The organism is Nocardia sp. NPDC049190, assembly GCF_040648115.1.
Taxonomy (GTDB): domain Bacteria; phylum Actinomycetota; class Actinomycetes; order Mycobacteriales; family Mycobacteriaceae; genus Nocardia.
Map to the genome: position 1 here is coordinate 60,799 of NZ_JBEZDE010000009.1, position 20,872 is coordinate 81,670.

17 protein-coding genes are annotated in these 20,872 nt (G+C 67.1%); 12 read left to right on the top strand and 5 right to left on the bottom strand.

Features of this window, described 5'->3' with window-relative positions; all coding sequences use genetic code 11:
* Window positions 1-3: 3 nt before the first annotated feature.
* The 9 genes from AB0B25_RS10535 to AB0B25_RS10575 all read left to right on the top strand — a co-directional run bounded on the left by AB0B25_RS10535 (window position 4) and on the right by AB0B25_RS10575 (window position 11,594).
* Window positions 4-2,700, top strand: coding sequence for a phosphoenolpyruvate synthase (locus AB0B25_RS10535; protein WP_357176967.1), 2,697 nt, complete (start codon window positions 4-6; stop codon window positions 2,698-2,700).
* Entirely contained in the window at window positions 2,690-6,247 is a 3,558-nt protein-coding gene (locus AB0B25_RS10540) for an AMP-binding protein (RefSeq protein WP_357176968.1), read from the top strand. Before AB0B25_RS10535 ends, AB0B25_RS10540 begins: the two co-directional genes overlap by 11 nt.
* Window positions 6,244-6,582, top strand: a complete 339-nt coding sequence (locus AB0B25_RS10545) for a phosphopantetheine-binding protein (RefSeq protein ID WP_357176969.1) — start codon at window positions 6,244-6,246, stop codon at window positions 6,580-6,582. Before AB0B25_RS10540 ends, AB0B25_RS10545 begins: the two co-directional genes overlap by 4 nt.
* Entirely contained in the window at window positions 6,579-7,670 is a 1,092-nt protein-coding gene (locus AB0B25_RS10550; protein WP_357176970.1) for an SDR family oxidoreductase, read from the top strand. The genes AB0B25_RS10545 and AB0B25_RS10550 overlap by 4 nt, the downstream gene beginning before the upstream one ends.
* On the top strand, window positions 7,667-8,587 hold the full coding sequence (locus AB0B25_RS10555; RefSeq protein WP_357176971.1) for a nucleoside-diphosphate kinase: 921 nt from the start codon (window positions 7,667-7,669) through the stop codon (window positions 8,585-8,587). The genes AB0B25_RS10550 and AB0B25_RS10555 overlap by 4 nt, the downstream gene beginning before the upstream one ends.
* Entirely contained in the window at window positions 8,584-9,585 is a 1,002-nt protein-coding gene (locus tag AB0B25_RS10560) for a ScbA/BarX family gamma-butyrolactone biosynthesis protein (RefSeq protein ID WP_357176972.1), read from the top strand. Before AB0B25_RS10555 ends, AB0B25_RS10560 begins: the two co-directional genes overlap by 4 nt.
* A complete protein-coding gene (locus AB0B25_RS10565; protein WP_357176973.1) occupies window positions 9,585-10,199 on the top strand; it encodes a nitroreductase family protein in 615 nt (204 codons plus the stop codon). The genes AB0B25_RS10560 and AB0B25_RS10565 overlap by 1 nt, the downstream gene beginning before the upstream one ends.
* The gene (locus AB0B25_RS10570; protein ID WP_357176974.1) at window positions 10,196-11,101 is read left to right on the top strand and encodes a hypothetical protein; all 906 of its coding nucleotides are present in this window, start codon (window positions 10,196-10,198) and stop codon (window positions 11,099-11,101) included. Before AB0B25_RS10565 ends, AB0B25_RS10570 begins: the two co-directional genes overlap by 4 nt.
* A gap of 142 nt (window positions 11,102-11,243) precedes the next feature.
* Entirely contained in the window at window positions 11,244-11,594 is a 351-nt protein-coding gene (locus AB0B25_RS10575) for a hypothetical protein (protein ID WP_357176975.1), read from the top strand.
* Between the two features lie 18 nt (window positions 11,595-11,612).
* Here the strand turns inward: AB0B25_RS10575 and AB0B25_RS10580 are convergent, their stop codons facing one another.
* The 3 genes from AB0B25_RS10580 to ligD form a co-directional block, all read right to left on the bottom strand.
* Window positions 11,613-12,707 (bottom strand): methyltransferase, encoded by a 1,095-nt coding sequence (locus tag AB0B25_RS10580; RefSeq protein ID WP_357176976.1) that lies wholly within the window; start codon window positions 12,705-12,707, stop codon window positions 11,613-11,615.
* Between the two features lie 471 nt (window positions 12,708-13,178).
* Window positions 13,179-14,129, bottom strand: a complete 951-nt coding sequence (locus AB0B25_RS10585; RefSeq protein WP_357176977.1) for a D-isomer specific 2-hydroxyacid dehydrogenase family protein — start codon at window positions 14,127-14,129, stop codon at window positions 13,179-13,181.
* Between the two features lie 144 nt (window positions 14,130-14,273).
* Complete coding sequence (gene ligD / locus AB0B25_RS10590; protein ID WP_357176978.1) at window positions 14,274-15,248, bottom strand: non-homologous end-joining DNA ligase; 975 nt, start codon at window positions 15,246-15,248, stop codon at window positions 14,274-14,276.
* A 70-nt stretch (window positions 15,249-15,318) separates the two neighbouring features.
* On the opposite strand from ligD, the gene AB0B25_RS10595 reads away from it, so the two are divergent.
* Both AB0B25_RS10595 and AB0B25_RS10600 read left to right on the top strand, forming a co-directional pair.
* Window positions 15,319-15,558 carry a DUF6364 family protein gene (locus tag AB0B25_RS10595; protein ID WP_357176979.1) on the top strand — a complete coding sequence of 80 codons (240 nt, stop codon included), beginning with the start codon at window positions 15,319-15,321 and terminating at the stop codon, window positions 15,556-15,558.
* On the top strand, window positions 15,555-15,863 hold the full coding sequence (locus tag AB0B25_RS10600; RefSeq protein ID WP_357176980.1) for a hypothetical protein: 309 nt from the start codon (window positions 15,555-15,557) through the stop codon (window positions 15,861-15,863). The genes AB0B25_RS10595 and AB0B25_RS10600 overlap by 4 nt, the downstream gene beginning before the upstream one ends.
* A 295-nt stretch (window positions 15,864-16,158) precedes the next feature.
* Here AB0B25_RS10600 and AB0B25_RS10605 read toward each other — a convergent pair whose 3' ends face one another.
* Both AB0B25_RS10605 and AB0B25_RS10610 read right to left on the bottom strand, forming a co-directional pair.
* The gene (locus AB0B25_RS10605) at window positions 16,159-17,478 is read right to left on the bottom strand and encodes a hypothetical protein (protein ID WP_357176981.1); all 1,320 of its coding nucleotides are present in this window, start codon (window positions 17,476-17,478) and stop codon (window positions 16,159-16,161) included.
* Entirely contained in the window at window positions 17,453-18,589 is a 1,137-nt protein-coding gene (locus AB0B25_RS10610; RefSeq protein ID WP_357176982.1) for a nucleoside-diphosphate kinase, read from the bottom strand. The genes AB0B25_RS10605 and AB0B25_RS10610 overlap by 26 nt, the downstream gene beginning before the upstream one ends.
* Window positions 18,590-19,590: 1,001 nt before the next feature.
* On the opposite strand from AB0B25_RS10610, the gene AB0B25_RS10615 reads away from it, so the two are divergent.
* Entirely contained in the window at window positions 19,591-20,862 is a 1,272-nt protein-coding gene (locus AB0B25_RS10615; RefSeq protein ID WP_357176983.1) for an MFS transporter, read from the top strand.
* The last annotated feature ends 10 nt before the right edge of the window (window positions 20,863-20,872 follow it).

A 20,872-nucleotide genomic window follows, 5' to 3' on the forward strand; every position in this document is an offset into this window, starting at 1 on the left:
GTCGTGCAGATTCTCGGACCGTGGAGCGATATCGCCACGATATCCGCGCTCGGCGGGGGTAAGGCCCGTGGGTTGCATCGCCTGCATCAGGGCGGGTTGCGAGTTCCGGACTGGACTGTGCTCGGCACGGATGTCTGTACCCGGTTCCTCGCGCCGACCGCGTCGGTGAACGTGATCGATATCACGGACGCCACGGATCTCGACGCGGCGCTGACTGCGGCCGAGGCGATGCGGGCCGCGATCGGCACGACGCCCATTCCCCCCGAGGTCGGTGCGCTGATCGCCGAGGCGTACGACCGGCTCGGCGCGGGCGCGATCGCGGTGCGCTCCTCGGTCGTGGCCGAGGACGGCGCGGAACGGTCCTACGCGGGCCAGTTCGACACCTTCCTGAACGTCAACGGTCTGGACATGGTGCTCGATCGGGTGCGTGACTGCTGGGCTTCGGCCTTCTCCGAGCGGTCGGTCCGATATGCCTTCGCCGGCGGGAAGCCGAACGCGCTCGCGACCGCGGTTGTGCTGCAACGGTTGATCGTGGCGCGGGCCAGCGGCGTGGCGTTCACCGCGAACCCGATCAGCGGCGCCGCCGACGAACTCGTGATCAGCGCCGTATACGGGCTCGGCGAGGGCCTGGTGTCCGGCGCGGTCGACGCTGACACGGTGGTTGTGGAGAAATCGTCCGGCAGGGTCCTGGAGACGGTGGTGGGGGACAAGGACCGGTTGTACGCGCCGGCGGACGAACAGGGCCTCGGGATGATCGAGGTCGACGAGTCGCGGCGCGGCAGGCTGACACTGTCCGATGCCGAGATCGCCGACGTGGTCGCTCTGGGGCGCACGGTAGCGGCGTCCTTGGGCGCGCCGCAGGACATCGAGTGGGCGATCGACGACGACGGCCTCTGGGTGCTGCAATCGCGGCCGATCACGACCGAGATCGGTGTGCCGGACGGTGTGTTCCTCCGCGGGGCGGGCGAGGACGTTCCGGACGGCGAACTGCGAATCTGGGACAACTCCAACATCATCGAGAGTTTCAACGGCATCACCTCCCCGCTCACCTACACGACCGCCGCCGACATCTACGGCCGGGTGTACCAGGGCTACGCGGAGTCGCTACGAGTGCCGCGCGAGCAGCGGCGCCAGACCGGAAGCTGGACTCCGGTTCTGCTGGGCTGTTTTCACGGCCGCGTCTACTACAACCTGCTGCATTGGTATCGCATGGTGGGTATCGCGCCCGGCTATCGGCTCAACCGCAAGGTGTTGGAGGCGGCGCTCGGCGTGGACGAGCCGCTCGCCGATGAGGTCGCAAAGACATTGCGTCCATTCACGTTTCGCACACCATTTGGTCGGGCGTGTTCGCGTGTGATCACCTCGGTGACCTATGTGCGCAGGCTGCTGGGTATCGACCGGCTGGTCGAGCGGTTCATGGTCGACTTCTATCACGTGTACGCCGAATACGACTCGGTCGACTACACCGCGCTCTCCGGCGAGCAGGCCTATATCGCTTACCGCAGGGTGGACCGCGATCTGGTGGAGCGCTGGGGCCCGCTCATGGTGCTGGATGCGATCCTGCTGACCTGCACGGGGTTGCTGTATCTGCTGACCAAGCTGTTCCTGCCGGCGGCACCCGAGTGGTTCTTCTACGCGGTGGTGGGCCCCGGGGCCGACGTGGAATCGGCCGAACCGGCGCGGGCGATGAAGTCCCTCGCCGGACTGGTGCGCGCGGATCCGGAACTGACCGCGCTGGTGAACACGACCTCGCCGGACCAGATCTACCCCGGACTGGCCGACCATCCCGAATTCCGGGTTCGTGTCGACGAATACATCGATCGCTACGGCTACCGCAGTCTCGACGAGCTCAAACTCGAGGCTCCCGACCTGCGAGAGGACCCGGCGAGCCTGTTCATCATGCTGCGCAGCGCTGTGCCGGACGCGCCGCTCGGCCGCCGCGACGAGGCCGAGGCGTATCTCGACGCGCATCTCGGCGGACTCCGGCGCCGGATGTACGAACGGTTGCGCGGAAAAGTGTCCCGGTGCTCAGCGCACCGGGAGCGGCTGCGGTTCTGCCGCACCAGAGCGTTCGGCATGGTCAAGCGCATGATCCGGGCGATGGGAAGGGATTTGGCCGAGCGCGGCGTGATCGAGGAGTTCTCCGACGTGTTCTACCTGACGGTGCAGGAACTGCGCGGCAGTTACGAGGGGGCGGATACCGACGGCCTGCGCGAGCTGGTCGCAGCGCGGAAGGTACAGCGGGTCAGAGACTCCGGCCTGGTCGCGCCGGCCCGCTTCGTGACGGTCGGCTCGGCCTTCGGTCGTGCGGAATTGGCGAGGCAGGGGTGGGGCCCGGTCACCGACATACCGGCGGCCGAAGCGGGAACGATCCTCGCGGGGACGCCCTCGAGCGCGGGCGTAGTCGAGGGAGATGCTGTCGTGGTCGACGAACCGCGCGATGTCGCGGGCGGCATCCTGGTCGCCTACCGCACCGACCCCGGCTGGGTGGCCGCGCTGCCGTCGGCCGCAGCACTGGTGATCGAGCGCGGCAGTCCGCTCACCCACGTCGCCATCGTGGCGCGGGAGCTGGGTGTGCCGACCGTGGTCCAGGTCAAGGACGTCACCAAAAAGATACGGACCGGCGCGAGAATTCGGGTAGACGGCACCAACGGAGCGGTTACTGTGCTGTCCGGAGGAGATCACCGCGATGCTGACTGACAAAGACGTTGCGGCAGTGCGACATTGGCTGGTCGATCCGGCGGAGTCGACCGGTATCCACCTGGCTGACGAGGTCGACGGGTGGACCTACCGCAGTTATGCCGAACTCGCCGAGCAGGCTTGGTCCATCGCGGCACTGATGCGTGCGCACGGTGTGGGCAGCGGCGACGGCGTCTGCGTGATCATGCCGACCGGGTTCTCCTGTGTCGCCGCGTTCTATGCCGTGTGGGCCTGCGGCGGGGTCTGCACACCCGTTGCCCCGCCGATGTTCGGCGATCTGGGGCAGATCGTCGCGCACATCGCGGCGATTCTGCACCAGGCGGGGCCCCGGCTGGTGGTGACCTCCCCGGAGTTCGAGCAGTGGGTGCGGCAGGCGGCCGAGGCGGCGGGCCGCACCGACGAACCACTCGTGGTCGATGCCGCTCCGCTGTCCGCCCCGCTCGCGGCCCGTGCGTTCGGCGATCCGGGGGAATGCGCACTGCTGCAGTTCACCTCGGGCTCCACCAGCGCACCGCGCGGTGTGCGGGTCAGTTGGCGCAACCTGGCCAACAACATCGCCATGATCTCGGCGCTGATCGATTGGCGCGATGGTGAGGCGATGGTCTCCTGGTTACCGCTGTATCACGACATGGGCCTGGTCGGTGCATTCCTGACCACAGTGACCAACCAGGGCGAGTTGTATCTGATGCGCCCCGATCAGTTCGTCCGTGATCCGGCGCGGTGGTTGCGCGCGATGGCGCATGCCCAGCATTCGCCCTCGCCGTCGTTCGCCCTCGGCTATGTCGCCCATCGGGTGCGCCAGGCGGAGATCGCCGATCTCGACCTGTCCGGCTGGCGCACGCTCGCGGTCGGCTCCGAACCGGTCGAGGTGGCCGATCTGCAATCCTTCGCGGAACTCACCGGATGCCAAGGCTTTTCGACAAAGGCATACACACTGGCCTACGGTCTCGCGGAGGCCACGCTGATGGTCACCTCGTCGGCACGCGACCGGCCGATCACCGCGCTGCGTCTCGACAACGCGAGCTTGCGGTTCGGTGCGCCGGTGCTCATCCTCGCCGAGGAACGGCTCGACGACACCCAGCGCGTCGACGGCACGGGCTGGATCACCGGACTCGGCTATTCGACGCCCGAATCGACGGTGCGGGTCGTCGACGAGGAAGGGCGAGAACTGCCCGACGGAGTGCTGGGCGAAATGGTGGTGGTCGGCGATTGCGTGGCGCTGGGCTACTCGGACGATTCGGCCACCGCGTCCACCCGGATCGCGGACGGCACACTGTACAGCGGTGACGCCGGATTTTTGCACCACGGCGAGGTTTTCGTCCTCGGCCGGCTGGGGTCGAGCCTCAAGGTGCGCGGGCGCTCGGTGTTCATGGAGGATCTCGAATCGCGGGTATCCGGAGAAACCGGGATCGTCAAGGGCAAGCTCGCGGCGGTCGCGATCACCGATCCCGGTGCGCAAGGCGTCGCACTGTTCGTGGAGTCGCCGCCCGGGGAGTGGATCATGGCGGCGCGCAGGGTCATGCGCGGCGAACTCGGTCCCGCGCAGACGGTCACCATCGTCACCGGGCCGCGCGGCACCATCCGGCGGACCTCCAGTGGCAAACCGCGCCGCCGACACATCTGGCAGCAGTTCCGCGACGGCGGACTGGTGGGAGCGGTCGTGCACGAGACCGACGGCGCGACCGTGACCTCGCCCGCCGAAGGCGCGGGCGAGGTGATCGCTCGCACCGGGACCGGACTCGTCGCGGCGAGTCCGGAGACGGCCGCCGCGGACCGCGCACCGCGACCCACGCTGCCCATCGCTCGGGTGACGCAGCTGCTGGACCGCGCCATGGACAGCGTCGCGGTTCCGGCGAACTCGGCCGTCCTGTTCGAGGGCTCGCTCGCCGAAGGCTTCGGCAACGCGGGTTCCGACGTGGATTTTCTGGTTCTCGCCCCCGGGGCCGAGGAGTTGCCGACCTTGCCGACGGTGCTGTTCGTCGACGGCCGCCGGGTGGAGATCCGTACCCGTTCGGTAGCGCAGCTGCGTCGTCAACTCGAGCAGGTGGCCGCCGCGGTGACCACCGATGACCTGGCCGAGGACGTGCTCAATCGCTGCCAGCGGTTCCTGCGCGCCACCGTGGTGCGCGCTACGCCGGATGCTCCGGACGTTACCGGACTGCGGGCGGCGCTGCCGCACTCCGTCCTCGCCGACATCCTCGCCGACTGGTGGTTCGGCCGCGCCCGCCACGCGCTGCGCTACGCCGTGGCGCTGCGCGCGCTGAAGGTTCCCGACGAGGCGGTGGGCTGGGCACGCGACGGACTGCTCCAGGCGATGAAAGGGTGGGCGGCCCGTCGCGGCGAAACCTACTTGGAGACCAAGTGGCTCCCCGGGCAGCTCGATCGGCTCGGCGGCGACGACCTGATCAACCGCTACCGCGACCTGAACGACCCGGCGGCGTGGCCGGGTGACGACGAATCGCGTGCCTTGGGCGACACCCCGACCGATGTGCTCGGCGTCGCGAAAGCCCAGGCGGCTCCCGAAGAATCCGTATGGGAACAACTGCGGGAGCTGGCCGCGGACCTGGGCCTCGATGCACCGGTCGACGATCCGCAACGAATCCGGTTCGCCAGGGTACCCGGGGTGACCACGTGGCCGATCGGTCCGCGCCTCCACGTGCTGCGCGGCGATCGCGACGTCTTCGTGCTCTCCGACAGCGGTGCGCGAGCGTGGCGATCGGTGGTGTTCGGCCACTCGGTCGCCGACGTGCTGGGGCGTGCGCACCATGACATCACCGCCGAACTCGCCGAATTCCTGCGCCTCGGATTGGTGGGATTGCGCTGGTGCGATGGTGAACTCATCACCCCGGCGCTCGCGATGTGCGCACCCGTACGGCCCTATACCCCGGTGCCGTCGACAATCGTTCCCGCGCTCGGCCTGATGGGAGCGGCCCGCACGGACGCGGTCGCGACCTTCGCGCCACTGCCCGCGCGACACTTCACCGAATGCGCGCTGAACCTGGTGTGGTCGAACATTGTGCTGGAGAACGCACGTGAGGACTTGGCGGGCGCGGTGAAGGACGCCCAGGGCTCGGTCGCCGATATCGCGGCGCATCGGTTGATCGCCATGTGCGTGCGGGTGTTGTTGTCGGCCTTCGGTCTGCATCCGTTGCCCGCCGATGTCGCGCCCGTCGCGACACTGCGCCGGAGTTTGCCCCGGCAGGCCGCACATCGAACGGACCTGCTGGCACAGGTCGAATCGGCGCAACGCGTGCGTTTCTCGGCGATCATCGCCGAGGGCGGCGACATCGCGGCGGGGGTTTCGGTGCTCGATGATTTCGTCACGCTGGTGCGCCGGGTCGCCGCCGGAACCGACCCGGTGGCAGGTGCCGATGGCTTTCCGGCGTCGTTCGATTCGCGCGAGCAATGGCGGCGCACGCTGGCGATCGGGTATGACTGGCTGCGCATCGCGGGGTATCTGGACACCGAACTACCCCTCGACGAGGCGCGCGACTTGCTGGCCTCGGGCGGACAGCAACCCCACCTGCGGACGAAGGAGTCGACATGACCGCCGCCGATGCAGCGCAGGCCGAACGGGTACGGGGACTGGTCCGCGCGATGGCGCCCGATCAGGCGACTCCCACGGACGACGACCAGCGGCTCGTGGAGGATCTCGGCTTCGATTCGCTGCGGTTGATGGAGCTCACCGTGGTACTCGAACGGGCCTTCGATCTGCCGCGTTATCGGCCGACCGACCTGGTCGGCGTTCGACGGGTGGGCGAGGTGGTCGCCTTGGTCGAGCGCAGCGTGGCGGAAGCGGCGGGGGAGCGTCGGCGAGCGCACGGCGGGCCCAGCGCACAGGCGTGCGCGACGGAGCCGAGCCTCGGTGAGGCGCTGACGTGAGCGGCGCGGACACGGTGCTGATCACCGGCGCCACCGGGCTGGTCGGCGCCGAGGTGGTCGCCCGGCTCGCCGCCGCGAGCAGGCCGGTCGCCGCCGTGCTGCACAACACGGCAGCCATTCTCCGCAACGACGGCACGGAGATCGGCGCGGGCACGTCGGTCGCGGGTGACATCCGTACACCCGGATTCGGTCTGTCCGACCGCGACCGGGACGATCTCGCCGAGCGGGTGGGAATCGTCGTGCACTGCGCTGCGACAACGGCTTTCGACGCGTCTCTGGTCGAGTATGACGAGCTCAATGTACGCGGAGCGGCGAACGCGATCGCTCTCGCCCGGCAGTGGGACGTGCCGCTGGTGTACGTCAGCACCGCGTATGTGTGCGGCATGCGGGGCGGCGCCGTCACCGAGGACGAACTCGACCTCGGCCAGTCGTTCGGAAACGGGTACGAGTGCAGCAAGTTTCGCGCCGAGCAGCTGGTGCGGGCCGCGAGTGAACGCGGGCTGCGCTCGGCGGTCGTGCGGCCGGGCATCGTGACCGGGGCGAGTGACTCCGGCATGATTCGGGAATACAAGAACCTCTACACCGTCCTGAAGCTGATGGTCGAGGGCAAGTTGCGCTCGCTGCCCGGCCGCTACGACGCGACGTTGTCGCTGGCGCCGGTCGACCACGTCGCCGATGTGGTCGCGGCGGCAGTTCTCGATTTCGACTCGGCGCAGGGGCGCACGCTGCACGCGCTCGGCCGCGACACACTGTCGCTACGCGAAGTCTCCGACGTGTTGGCCGAGTACCCGTCATTCGAGGTCGCCACATTCGTGCCCGAGGCGACTTTCAGTGAGCGCGATCTCGACGCGATCGAACGCGAGTACTACCAGCGCATCGGATCGCTCTACACCAGCTACTTCCGGCGCCGTCTGGTGTTCGACACCGCGCGGGCCGAGGTGCTGCTCGGCAGGCGGAGCCCGGCTACCGGCCAGGACTATCTGCGGTTGCTGCTGGACCACTGCCTGGAGTCCGGCTATCTCGGTGTCCCGCTGCCTGGTATCGAGGAAGTGCTGGCGAGCAACGACGTCCGCGGAGCGGGCCGGTGAGCGCGCCGCTGCGCGAGCTGCTCGCCGCGCTGACACCACAACCCGAGAAGGTGAACGCTTACCTGGCCGATACCTACCTGCAGGAGACCGTCGATCAGTTCGACCGCCTCGGCATCGATGCGGAGACCTTCGCCAGGGAGCACTCGCTGCTGCTGCTCAAGCCGGACGCTATCGTCGCGAGGGCGGTCGAACCTACTTTGAAATGGTTAAGAGACAACGGGTTTCGCGTCGTGGCCGCCTTTCGTCGTCCGGTGGACCGACACCTGGCCCGCGCACTGTGGTATTTCGCGTGGAACATCTCCTCGCCCGAGCGCAGGCGTCTCGCCGATCTGCTGGTGGGCATCGCGGACGTGCTGGTGCTGGTGGTCTGGGCCGAGGACGGCGAACTGCCGGTTCCGGTCCGGCTCGCCGAGGCGAAAGGCGCGACCGATCCGCGGCGTCGCAAGCCGGGCGAACTGCGCTACCTGCTCGGCCGGCACAGCTATCTGCTGAACCTGGTGCACTCGCCCGACGATCCCGCCGACGTGCTGCGGGAGCTCGCCATCTACCTCGACGAGCGAAGCAGGGCGTCGCTGCTGGCGCTGGCGGCGACCGGCGCCGACCGCTCGTCCGATGCCGTCGCGATCGCCCGCGACCTCTACGCGTACACGCCGTCTCGTAGTTTCGATCGGGCCGACGCGCTGGAGCACATCCTGCGTGATCTCGAGCGGGCGGGGGCAGCGGTCCCGCCCGAGTTCGATCCGGCGGCGGACGCGGACTGTGCGCGCCTGCTGTATGCCGCGTGGGCCGACGATCGGGCCCTCGATCCCTGGTCGGTGATCGTGCTCGGGTCCTACGTACTTCCCATGCGAACCGGCGCGCAGCCGCAGACACTGCCGCCGGTGTCCGCGAAAGAGTGGTTGGAGGCACGACCGTGACCATCGAGATGGTGAAGACAGCGACCCATCACCGGACGATTTCCCGCGAGCTCGCGCACCGGTGTGCGGTGTCGGAGGTGTTCGTCACCTCGCTGGATTCGCTCGGGGCGGACGAGTTCGTAGTCGGCGCACAGCTGCCCAGGATGCATGCCTACTACGGTGACCATGCCGGGCACCTCGGTGTGCGCTACGACCCGCTGCTGGTGATGGAGGCGGCACGGCAGGCCGCCCTCGCGCTCACCCACGAGTTCTATGGCGTGCCGCCGGAGGTGGCTTTCATCGTGCGCACCTTCAATGGCACCGGCGGGGACACGGCTGCCTGGCAGATCGACACGGCGCCCGCGAATCTGGTGATGAAAGTGCGGGTACCGCGCCGCCACCACAGTGGCGAGACGTTGATCGGTTTGGACATGGTGCTGGAAATCGATGGCGCTGCCGAGTCGATGATGACGGTCGATGGCTCGTTCTCCTGGACGACGCCGCAGCGGTGGTCGGCGCTGCGCTCCGCTTTCCGGGAGAGCCTCGGCCTCGGCCGGGTCGTCGGCGCCACCGCGCGCACCGAGCGCGCTCCGTGCGCCGCGGTGGGCAGGGAGAACTGGCGCAATGTGGTGATCGGCTCGCCGCGGCTGGCGGGCGGTACCGCTCATGCGCTGCTCACGCCCGATCTCGGCCACCCCGTGTTGTTCGATCATCAGCTCGATCACGTGCCGGGCAGCCTGCTGATCGAGGCGTGCAGACAGACCGCGCTGGCGATGGTGGTGCGGCCGTTGCCCCGGCTGGAGTGTGTCGCCAGCTCGTTCGAGCGGTTCGTCGAACTGGATCGTCCTGCCGAATGCGTCGCGGAGATCACCGGCAGTCAGGCCGACCGGACCGTCGTGCATTGCGAGATCCGGCAGTGCGGCGAGGTGGCGGCCCAGGTGGACCTCGAATTCGCCGAGAACGAGTTGGTCGCGGACCCGCCGCGGGCAGGCGCGAAGCTCGGCATGGATGGCGTCTGATGGGTATCGAACTGCTCACCACCACCCGCGCTTTCCGCCGCAGGCTCGACCTGACCCGTCCGGTGGCGCGCGAGGATCTGCTGGACTGCGTGCGGATCGCGGTCCAGGCGCCGAGCGGTAGCAATCGCCAGCCGTGGCGATTCCTCATCGTGCAAGACCCCGAGACGAAGCAGCGGATCGCGGAATACTATCGAAAAGCATTCGCCGCCAACCTCACCGGCCGCGTCATCCGGCCCGACCAGCTCGCCGACCTGTCCTCCGGCCGCTACCTGGCCGAGCATGTGCACCAGGTGCCCGCGCTGGTCCTGGTCTGTTCGATCGGCCGCCTACCCGAGCCTGCCGCGCCACCGCGACTCGCGAGTTTCTATGGTTCGATCTATCCGGCGGTGTGGAACTTCATGCTTGCGCTGCACGAGCGTGGCCTCGGCTCCTGCCTCACCACCGCGCATCTTGCCTACGAGCGTGAGATCGCACAGCTGCTCGGCATCCCGTTCGATGAGGTGACGCAGATGGCAATGGTCCCGGTGGCAGCACTGCGGCCGGGGGCGTCCGCGTCCGGCCGCCGTGCCCCCGCCGCCGAGGTGACCATGTGGGACCGGTGGGGCGGCGCATGAGCGTGCCGGCCGCCGCGGCGCGGATCGCGCGCTTCACGGTGCTGATGTACAAACCGCACTACCTGCTCTACGGCATCCTGTGGGTGCTCGCGCTGGAAGGCACCGCAGCGCTGGTGACCGACCTGGGCTGGCATCCGACCGCCGCCACCGTCGTGCGCATCGTGGTCGTCGCGATCGTCCTGCTGTTTCTGCGGATGGTCGACGAGCAGAAGGATCTCGAATACGACCGTGTGCACAACCCCGATCGACCGCTGGTCACCGGTGCGGTGCGAGCTACCGACCTGCGCGTCGCCATGGGCTTCATCGCCATCGTTTCCGTCGCCGCGAGTCTCGCGCTCTCGGTCGGTTCGGCGGTAATGATCGCCGCCGCGCTGGGGTACGGGCTCGCGCTGTGGGGGATGGAGCCTCTGTTCCTGACGGTCCGCACGAACATCCTGATCAACCTGGTCGTCACCTATCCGGTACAGCTGCTGGTCACCGCGTACGTTGTCGTTTCGGCGATCGATACCGGCGCGGTCGGCGCGAGGTGGCGCGCGGCAGCCGTCGCCGTGATCTTCGCCGGGGCATTCCTGCACTTCGAGTTCGCCAGGAAGACCACGCGGACATTCCGCCCCGGCGCGATGATGTACTCGAATATTCTGGGCGCCAATGGGAGTGCCGCGGCAGCGCTGCTGTGCGCGATGGTGGCGGTGGTCGGCGATGTCGTGCTCGTCCGACCATGGGCGCAGGTCGGGCCGGCAGCGCTGATCGCCTGGATTCCCTTGCCGTTACTGCTGATTCCTGCTTTCGGTTTCTGGCGTTTCGGCGCACAGGGTCGGTCGGACCATCCGGTGCTTCCCGCGGTCTTCTTCATCCTCGCGCTGTATCTCGTCCTGATCGCGCAGGCATCGGTGGCGTCCTGAACGGCGCGGTTCATCGAGTGGCACCGCACTCGACCGGTGCGCCCGATTCTGGTGGAATGTCGCTGGAGGGTCGAGGACTCACGCATGGTGCGTGGCCGGGCCCCGGATGCGGGCAGGCCCGGTCTGCCGAGGAAGGGTTGCGATGCACACCATGATGCGGCGACTGAGCGGAGGCGGCGGCCTGCTGATCCTGGCGGGTGGTCTGGTTTTTGCGGGCTCCGGGCCGGCCGCAGCCGCGCCCACCGGTTGTTTCGTCGACCGCGGACTCACCGATGCGGCCGCGCTCTGTCACGGCGGTGAGGGCGCGTCGGTATTGGAGGCCGAGTGCCTCGGCTTCTTCGTGCCCCAGGGGGAATCCGCGCCCGTGTTCGGACGCTACAGCGGCTTCGAGTCGCAGCGGACGCCGGTCGGCCGGGCAATGCGGGTCACCTGCATTTCCGACCATGCGTTGGGTATCGCGACCACGGCGTTCGTCATACCCGCGGCGCCGTAGCGCCGGGCTGTCCGGAGTTCAACTCGGTACGGCCACCAGCACATTGTCGGGGGAGATGGTTGGGACCAGCCTGGTCAACGTGAACCCGTGGCGGGCCAGGAGGTCACGGTACTCGGACTCGGTTCGTTCCCGTCCACCTACGTTGACCAGCATCTCCAGGTCGATGAACTTGCTCGGGTGCGGGGCCGTGTGCTCGGGGACGACCAGTTCGATGATCAGCAATCGTGCGTCGGGCGCCATGGCCGCGCGCACGGTGCGCAGGATTCGGCTCGCTTCCGGTTCGGCCCAGTCGTGCACGATGTGTTTGAGAATATAGGCGTCGCCGCCCTGCGGGACGGTGTCGAAGAACGATCCGCCTTCGACGGTGCAGCGGTCGGCGAGGCCGAGTTCGGTGAATCGGGTGGGCGCGGACGCCACCACCTCGGGCAGATCGAACAGGATCCCGTGTGAGTGCGGTGCGCGGCGCAGGATTTCGGTGAGCAGCGCGCCCTCGCCGCCGCCCACGTCGACAATGGTCGCGTGGCGGCCGAAGTCGTAGGCGGCCAACAACGGTTCCATCGCGAGGGTATTGATACTGGTCATCGCACGGTCGAACAGTTCGCCCAGTTCGCGATCGTGCCGCACGTAGTCGAAGAACGACATGCCGTAGAGCTTCTCGCCGACGGGTCGGCCGGTGCGGACGGCGTCGACGAGGTGTGACCAGTGGTTGCGGTGGCCCGTCGAACCGAAGAACAGCATCGCGTCGCGCAGCGAGACCTCGGCATCACGGCGCAGCGCCTGCGCCATCGGCGTCAGCGCGTACCTGCCGTCGGCGCGCTGGGTGAAGATGCCGTAGCTGATCAGCAACCGCAGCAGCCGTCGCAGGGCATCCTGGTCGGCGCCGACCGCGGCGGCGAGTTCCGCGTTCGTCCGAGGTCCCGCCGCGAGCTCATCGGCTATCTGGAGCGACGCCGCGGCATGGATCGCCTGTGAGATCCATCCGGCGGCCATCAACTCCATCAGGGCGATGTGCCCGGGCACCAGTTTGCGGAACACCACCGCCAGCACCGCGCGGACCGACTCGATGGCGCGCACCAGTGGTCGCGGTGGGATTCTCGGTCGGTCGGATGCCATGGCGACTCCATCCGTCGAAGGTCGGCACTGTGCGCGTGTTCTTGGAGCGTACGTCGTGGGAGCGCTGGCCCGGGGTCGCACACGCGAATACGGACCCCGGAACGGCGGCGTGCCGTGGAGGCCGTGACTTCGCCGATCGACCGGGCTCTACACACCTGACAACGGTTCCAACGGCCAGGCCAGGGCAGCTGTGTTGGATGCCGAACGTACGCCGATTGTCAAGCGTCCGAACGTGATCGGTTCTGCCACGGATCTCGATCGGCCGCCGAGGAGAGGTCGTCGCCGAATTCACGCCGCGGGATACCGACTCCTGGAAAACGTCGCGATCCGCGGTTTTCGCTCGGTGTGCATCGGTACGACGAATCGCAAGGTCCGATGCCGACGCGTCGGGCATGGCCGGCTGCGCGGAGGCTCACTGCCCGAGTCGTCACGCCGACGCGCGGCCGTACTGCCGCCGCGGCATCTTCGTCCTCAGTACCCGCGTTCGGGATCGATCGGAGCGATCAGCTCGCGTCCCGCGACGAACCGCATGACGTTCTCCCCGACATGATCGGCGAACGCCGCGAACCGCAGCTGTGGCGGATTCGAATCATGCGGCGTGACAATGGCATTGGGAAGCACCCAGAGCGGATGTCCGTCCGGGAGCGGTTCGGGGTCGGTGACGTCGAGGCCGGCGCCACCGATCGCGCCCGAGGCCAACGCGGTCACCAAGGCGTCGGTATCGACCAGACTGCCGCGGGCGACATTGATGATCCAGGACGACGGCTTGAGCCGGGCGAGCTCGTCGGCGCCGACGAGGTGCCGGGTATCCGGGGTGGCGGGCGCCGCGATGACCACATGGTCTGTCCGTGGCCAGATTCTGCCGAGATGCTCGGTGGCCAGGGTCTCGACGGTCTCCGGGATGCCAGGACCGGTGACGGGGCGCCCGCTGCGGTTGATGGCGATCACGTGCGCGCCGAGTGGGATCAGCATCGGGATCAGCGCGCGGCCGATGCCGCCCGCGCCGACGATGGTCACCGTCTTGCCGCGCAGCGTGTCGACGTGCGGAAAGAAGTCCTGCTGACGCCAGCGGGCGGCGCGCAGGTGCTCGGGCAGATAGCGGACACCCGCGAGCAGCAGCATGAGCGCGTGCTCGGCCACGCTGGCCGCGAAAGCTCCTGCGGCGGAAGTGAATCGGACAGCGGGATACTTGGCGAATATGCCCGCGGTGAACCAGTCTTCGATGCCCGCGGCAGGCAACTGCACCCATTCGACGGTCGCGGGCAGCTCGTCCGGGAACTCGCCGGGACCACCGGCCCAGATCAGGGCGCGAGCATCGTCGAGTTCGGACACGGCGGCGCCCGCCTCGACCACCGCCTTCTCCAGCAACGCGGGGGGAGGTTCGGCGGGGCCGATCGCGATCGGAACTGCCGGCCGGCTCATGGATGGACCTCCTTCGGTGCAGTACGGCTCGGGCGCCTGTGGTGCAACGGGTGGACAACCCGAGGTCGCCGCAGCGACGGTAGCACCGTCGCGCGGGCGCTGGGTGGCGGAGTGTCGGACAGCACCTGCGCGTCGGGTAGGGCGCTAGTTGTCGTCCGGTTCGGTGTGCGCATCCAGTTCGGTGTCGACCTTGTCCCGTGCGGCCCACTCGAGCAGCCGATCCAGGTGGAATACCGCGTCGTCGATGCCCGCGTGCAGGTCGCCGAGTTCGGCGAAGCGGGCGGGGACGGTGGCGATGGTGAAGTCGCGCGGATCGATGTCGGGGATCTCGTCCCAGCGCACCGGGGTGGAGACCGTGGCGGCGGGGACGCCGCGCACCGAGTACGCCGCGGCGATCGTGTGGTCGCGCGCGTTCTGGTTGTAGTCGACGAACAGCAGCTTCGGGTCGCGATCGCGGCGCCACCAGGTGGTGGTCACCTTGTCGGGCGCTCGCCGCTGGACTTCGCGGGCGAAGGCGAGCGCGGCCCGGCGCACGTCGTGGAATCCCCACTCCGGCGCGATCCGGACGTAGACGTGCAGCCCCTTGCCGCCGGAGGTCTTCGGCCAACCGACGGCGCCGAGCTCGTCGAGCACCTCGTGCACGACATCGGCCACCCGCTGCACCCGCGACCATGGACACTGCGGCATCGGGTCCAGATCGATACGCCACTCGTCGGGGCTCTCGACGTCGGCGGCGCGGGAGTTCCACGGATGGAACTCGACAGTCGACATCTGCACCGCCCAGATGACATCGGCCGGTTCGGTGACGCACAATTCGTCGGCGTATCTGTCATAGCGCGGGAAGTGCACCCGCACTGTCCGAATCCAGTCCGGCGCGCTCGCGGGCAGTCGCTTCTGGTGCACTTTCGCGCCCGCCAGTCCTTTGGGGAACCTGTGCAGCATGCACGGCCGGTCGCGCAGTGCGTTGACGATGCCGTCCCCGACACTCAGGTAGTACTGGACCAGGTCGAGTTTGGTCGCGCCGGTTTCCGGAAAGTAGACCCGGTCCGGATTGGTGATGCGTATCGTGCGGCCGCCGACCTCGAGTTCGAGCGTCGGCGCCGCAGATTTGCCGGCCACGCGTTCGACCCTAGCCGATGCGGGGTGGATCAGGTTTCGAGTGCTACATCGTTCTGGTATGCATACAGGTATGAGTAAGGCGACGCGCGTGACGGTCACGTTGGATCCGCAAGTGGCCGAATGGGCCAGAGAGGCCGCCGAACGCCAGAACCGCAGCCTTTCCTCGGTGATCAACGCGGCGCTGCGCACCACGCTCGTGCACGACAGCCTGACCGCGCTGGTCGTCGACGAGGAGGCCGAGCAGGCCGCCGCGTACGACGACGTGCAACTCACGCAGGCTGCCGAGAACGACGCCCGCGGCGCGGCATGAGGCGCGGCGAGGTCTGGCGTTACGCTCCCGCGCTGCGCGACGGCACTCCGTTGCCGCGGCGGGTGACCGTCGTGCTGGTGTCGGACTCGGCGGTGATCACGTCGCGCTACCGGTGGCTGAACGTCGTTCCCTTGCGCGACGCGGACCCGGGCCATGTGCTGGCCACCAAGACCGAGCACGGATGGGCGGACACCCTGGAACTGCACCGTGCCTACCGGCCGTGGCTTTCCGAGCACCTCGGTGTCCTTACATCGGCGGAGACCGAATCCCTCGACGCCAGGTTGCGGGCCACGCTCAGCCTGTGAGCGTGCTCGGTGGCCGCGTGGTCCGCCCGTTCGGATAGCGCGAATGTCGTGGATGGCGCAAGCCGCGCACCGCCCGGATGGGATCGCCTGCGACCCGAAACCGCCATGTTGGTCTCCAGCTCGCGCTGCGAAGATCGCGGTTGGGCGAGGACTCGGCTGCCCTTGCCCCGGCGTCCGTATCGACAGCAAGCGAAATGCGTTGCGGCAATGGGAGTTCGAACTACAGGGCGTCCCCGTTCGGTCACATGACGACGGTGATCATCGGACAGCTGCGGTACCCGACCCGAACGGTGTATCACTCCGGTGGGACGACCTGCGCCGTAGGAGCCGCCAAGAACTCCAAGAGATCCACACGGTCACCCAGGAGCCGGGTCATGCGCTGGCGTAGATCGTCGTCGGAGGGGCATGGGGGCAAATGGAGTTGCTCTCGAAACGTGCGGTATGTCTCGGCTAGCACAAGAATCGCGAGTGCATAGAACACATTCATTTCCATCTTGTAGCTCTTACGCTGTGCCTTCGACGCCATGGACCAACCCTGAATTTTCCCGCGATGGCGTTTGAGTAAGAACCAATGTGGCACGAAGTACGCCCAGAGCGGCTTCGTCAAGCGCATTGCGTGGATTTTGTCGATCCCGAAATACCCGGCTACCACCGCGGCCATAGGATCGATATCCATCAGAGTGTGCAAGTCGTAGTCATCGATAGCGCAAGGGTGGTAGATCTTGTTGACGATCTGATAGATCCCCCCGGCCAGGTCGCGCAGAACCTGTATGCCCTGGACATCACTCGGGAGTTCCTGGAGTTCGCGCGTCGAATCGAGATCGGTCAGGTAGACGGTTCCAGTGCGGTGATCGAGATAGAAATTGTCCCAGCCCGCGGAATAGCGATAGAGCCCGGCCTGCGCCAATTCGCGGAGTCTCATTCCGATCTGCCGCCCGACCACTGCCCGCACCGACAGAGCCGACACCCCGTCGCGTTGGTGCGGCGGGTAGCCGAGCGTCTCACGCACACCGGCGGCGTGGGCTCTCTCTTCAGCAGTTGCGGCGGGGTTCTCCACCCGCAGAAGGTCCAGTGAGTATGGGCTCTCGTCCCATGTCAACGAAATGACCACGCCGAGCGGGAGGTCATTGAACAACTTGCCATCATCGTATCGAAGGACAGCTAGCGGAACGATGGAGGGAGCGCCTGCGCGATACAGCGTCGCGGCGTTGTCGAACTCACGTTGCGCGCGCGGTAGCGTCATTCCGCCGTATGGTGCCGGCTGGCTGAAAACCGACGCGAAACAGCCGTTTTCATCCAGCCCGAAATGAGGATTACGTGTGGTTTCCTCATATGCGCTGTTCGATGGAGGTGTGGGCTCGCCAGCGTCGCTATGAGTCGGCGTTGGTGCGACGCGGGGGTGCCAGGCGCCGACCCCCTTGATCTTCGCGGCGACGAGCGTGCGCGACGTCTTGGGATCGATGACCGGCTCGGAAAGGACATACCAAGCGGTTCGACCGGGCACGGCGAAGGATGGCTGCCGGTCCCAGGACACGATCTGCATCAGCGTCCGCTGATCTCGGGGGGATAGCTCGAACCCCGGCATCTCGTCAACGATGGTGTATTTCAGTGGCATGCGGTATTACTCCGGTGGACGCGTCCGGGAGCATGCTTACCGCTCCCGGTATATGGGGATCGAGGAGGTACGTCGCAATGACGATGCGCTGCCACATCGTGATCTTTACCTGATATTTCTCGGCGAGTTCGAATAGTTGGCGCCAGTCGCGAGACTCGCCCGCGCGGATCCGTGTTATCACGCGTGCCAACTCCGGAGCCGGATCGGGCACCCTCGTGGGTTCGACATGGTTTGCGGCGACGGCGATCTCGTCAAGGGTACGGCCCAGGTCGAGATCTACCTCGGGTGCTGTGTTCTGGACGCGGTCGACAAGAGCGTATGCCGCCGCGGTGCCATCTACATCGGCTACGGCTGCCGAAAAGAGTCTCAGGCGCTGATCGTGGTCGCACAGGATGCCGAGTTCACGCAACAGGTCGGCTGGCTCGTCGGCGCCATGGACCAGATTCAGCTGGTAGTTGAAGCTGCCCACCGCGTAACGCAGGTGGTGCGGACGGCAATTCTCGGGTTCGGCTGGGCCCTTCGCCCGACTCAGGATGGCGGTTGCCGACTCGGCCTGTCCCGCTTGTGCCAGAAGCAGGAGAACGCACTCGCCGGCTGTCATGTAGAGGTCGGCGGTGTCTCGTCGGTCGCGACTGGCGGCGTTCAACCCGTACTGCCATAACGCTCGCACGGTATGGCGCGTAAACATCACCGGGACGGCGCCGACGATCGAGAAACCATGATCGGTCACCCACCGGAGCACCGCGGGGGCGCGGCGGGAAACAATTGCGTCCGGCTTCAGCAACAACAGCGTGTGATCGCGACAGAATCGCCTGAAAGAATCTCCGGCGACTGCGGCAAGGTCCTCGATGCTGTCGAGAAAGTATGAATCGGTTGAATAGAGGGAGCGTTTTATCGGGAGGGTCGACAAGAAATTCGGCACGAGACGACCGGACCCGGATCCCGCACCGTCCACCGGGTTGTGTTTTTCGGACCCGCTGCCAGGAATCGCTGGAGTGGATTTACCGCTATACACGTCCGAAACGTACTGCAACGGCGCCTCCTCGTCAAGATCCGATGGCCCCGCTCGGCACGGTATCGAGATTCTCGTAAATCGACTGCCTGGCTTCATGATTCGCGCACATCACCCGGATGTTCGGCGCGGCCCCGGCGCGTGAGATCGTGGTTGCTGGATCTCGATCATTCGAAGCTCTTGGCATGAAGTGTGATCCCGTTCATGTATTCTCCCTGAAATTGTTGCCGCACAGCCGATTTAACGGGAATGCGGCGCGAAGAGCGCGCGGCTGTGGTCGCAGGCTCTCTCGAGTCGTCACTCGTACCCGACTCGGTGCACGCCGGATGGTCGCCATAACCCCTATGTCTGAGGGTATTCGAGCGCCCGGCTCCGTCGGCAATCTCTGCGTCGCGGGGAACGCCGGCACCCGATCGACGTCGGACGCGCTGCCGTGGCGGTGAATACCTGTGCTGGTCGGTGATCATACCGTGGGTGGACCAGGTGGTATGGTACGGATACGGTGGACTGCGCTGCGAATCCTCTGTAGCAGAAAGAGTTTGCCGGACGACGATCCGTGCCGCGATACACCGCGCTCGGCCGGAGTGGAGGAGAGCATCGGGCCTCATGACCTGGATTGCCAGTGCGGGCGGCACCACCGCGCGACTCGCTGGTTGTCACCCGGCGTCGCTGGTCCGCCACGCCCCGAACGCTGTGGGATCGGCTTATCGCGCGGCCCACGACGACTTGGAGGGTGTCGGAGCCAAGGGCTCGAGTAGTAGAGCCCGTACGCAGAACCGGGGATACGGACGTGTGCGTATTCATGGCGCCGAGGGAGCCTTGTGTGTGAACCCCGGTTCGAAAGATAGACGACTGTGCTGCGGCGATACCGGGCACGCCGCCGAGCGCGGGGTACCGCTCGCGATCACCGTGCTTCTTTCCGTATCAGTAGAGAAAGGAGGGTGATCCGATGACCAAGTATGTCAAGCCGGCGACCACGCAAGTGACCAGCAACATGGTTCTCGGCGGCAGCATCTGAGTCGAGTGAACGTGGGTGGCTGCTGGGCGAAGTGGCCACCCATGACCACGGTGCGCAATCGGCTCTCGAAGGGATTACGGTGATGTGCTCGCGGGTCCGGGGCAATCGGCTCGGCGGTGATTTCGAGCGCTTACTGGCGGCGAGTGCGATCAGCGCCGCCGGTACCGCGGTGACTACGGTCGCGTTGCCTATCGTCGCGCTGGTGACATTGCGGGCCAACACGTTCGAGGTCGGGGTGATCTCCGCGGCCGGGCTGGGGGCATGGCTGCTGTTCGGCCTGTCCGCAGGCGTGTGGGTAGAGCGCATGAGGCGCCGACCGTTGATGATCATCTGCGATCTGGCACGTGCGGTAGCGTTGGCGTCCATCCCGCTGGCGTCCGTTCTGCACCTCCTGACTGTCGCTCAGGTCGTGATCGCTGCTCTGGTGGTGGGGATCTGCTCGGTATTCTTCGACATCGCCGGCCAGTCCTACGTGCCTTCCATCGTCGCGCCGTCGCAATTGCTCGCCGGCAACGGCAGGATGCAAGTCAGCCACGCCGCAGCAGGGACCGCAGGCCCCGCATTGGGTGGCGCACTTGTCCAATCGCTGGGCGCTTCGTTGTCTTTGTTGGCCGACGTGCTGAGCTATGTGGTTTCCGCGGTGTTGCTGGCGAGGGTGGGCAAGCGCGAGGCGCCGGCGGTGCGAAGCGGCCCCCGACGAATGCTGCCGCAGGTCAAGGAGGGCCTCGGCTATGTCTGGCGCGACCCGGTGTTTCGCCCACTCATGGTGGTCGCGGCGATCTCGAACCTCTTCGGCGCGGCCTTCGACACGCTCGTCGTGCCATTTCTCCTTCGCGACGTCGGCGTATCCGCGGTGGCGATCGGTGTATTGCTTGCCATCGGCGGAGTAGGCGGGCTGTTGGGGGCGGCGGTGGGCCCATCGCTGGCGGACAAGGTCGGAGGTGCGCGGGTGTTGGTGGTCGCGGCCATCGCGGGTCCGCTGCTCGGGCTCCTGGTGCCCACCTCGCGGGCTGGGGTCGGGCTGGTGGCATTCGTAGTCGGCCTGCTCGGCCGAGAGGTCGGCATCGCGATCGTCAGTCTGTTGGCGCGGACGATCCGGCAGTTGACCGCGCCGCCCGAATTGCTGGCCAGGATCACGGCAACGGTCCGGTTCGTTTCCTGGGGCGTGTTGCCGATCGGTGCGCTCATCGGCGGATCGCTCGGCCAGCTGATGGGTCCTCGCGTGGCGTTGTCCGTGGTGTCCGGCCTGATGCTGCTGAGCGCGTTGCCGATCGCGTTCATGTCGCCGCGCGCTCTGCAGGCCCTGATGGACGATGCGACGGCCGCGCTGCCGCGGCCGGTAGGAAGCGGTTGATGTCGATCTC

What these genes read in the sequence shown, in the direction of transcription:
- AB0B25_RS10540 (WP_357176968.1), top strand. Translation starts at nt 2,690, where the DNA reads ATGCTGACTGACAAAGACGTTGCGGCAGTGCGACATTGGCTGGTCGAT.
- AB0B25_RS10545 (WP_357176969.1), top strand. Translation starts at nt 6,244, where the DNA reads ATGACCGCCGCCGATGCAGCGCAGGCCGAACGGGTACGGGGACTGGTC.
- AB0B25_RS10565 (WP_357176973.1), top strand. Translation starts at nt 9,585, where the DNA reads ATGGGTATCGAACTGCTCACCACCACCCGCGCTTTCCGCCGCAGGCTC.
- AB0B25_RS10570 (WP_357176974.1), top strand. Translation starts at nt 10,196, where the DNA reads ATGAGCGTGCCGGCCGCCGCGGCGCGGATCGCGCGCTTCACGGTGCTG.
- AB0B25_RS10575 (WP_357176975.1), top strand. Translation starts at nt 11,244, where the DNA reads ATGCACACCATGATGCGGCGACTGAGCGGAGGCGGCGGCCTGCTGATC.
- AB0B25_RS10580 (WP_357176976.1), bottom strand. Translation starts at nt 12,707, where the DNA reads ATGGCATCCGACCGACCGAGAATCCCACCGCGACCACTGGTGCGCGCC.
- AB0B25_RS10585 (WP_357176977.1), bottom strand. Translation starts at nt 14,129, where the DNA reads ATGAGCCGGCCGGCAGTTCCGATCGCGATCGGCCCCGCCGAACCTCCC.
- AB0B25_RS10595 (WP_357176979.1), top strand. Translation starts at nt 15,319, where the DNA reads ATGAGTAAGGCGACGCGCGTGACGGTCACGTTGGATCCGCAAGTGGCC.
- AB0B25_RS10600 (WP_357176980.1), top strand. Translation starts at nt 15,555, where the DNA reads ATGAGGCGCGGCGAGGTCTGGCGTTACGCTCCCGCGCTGCGCGACGGC.
- AB0B25_RS10605 (WP_357176981.1), bottom strand. Translation starts at nt 17,478, where the DNA reads ATGCCACTGAAATACACCATCGTTGACGAGATGCCGGGGTTCGAGCTA.
- AB0B25_RS10610 (WP_357176982.1), bottom strand. Translation starts at nt 18,589, where the DNA reads ATGAAGCCAGGCAGTCGATTTACGAGAATCTCGATACCGTGCCGAGCG.
- AB0B25_RS10615 (WP_357176983.1), top strand. Translation starts at nt 19,591, where the DNA reads ATGTGCTCGCGGGTCCGGGGCAATCGGCTCGGCGGTGATTTCGAGCGC.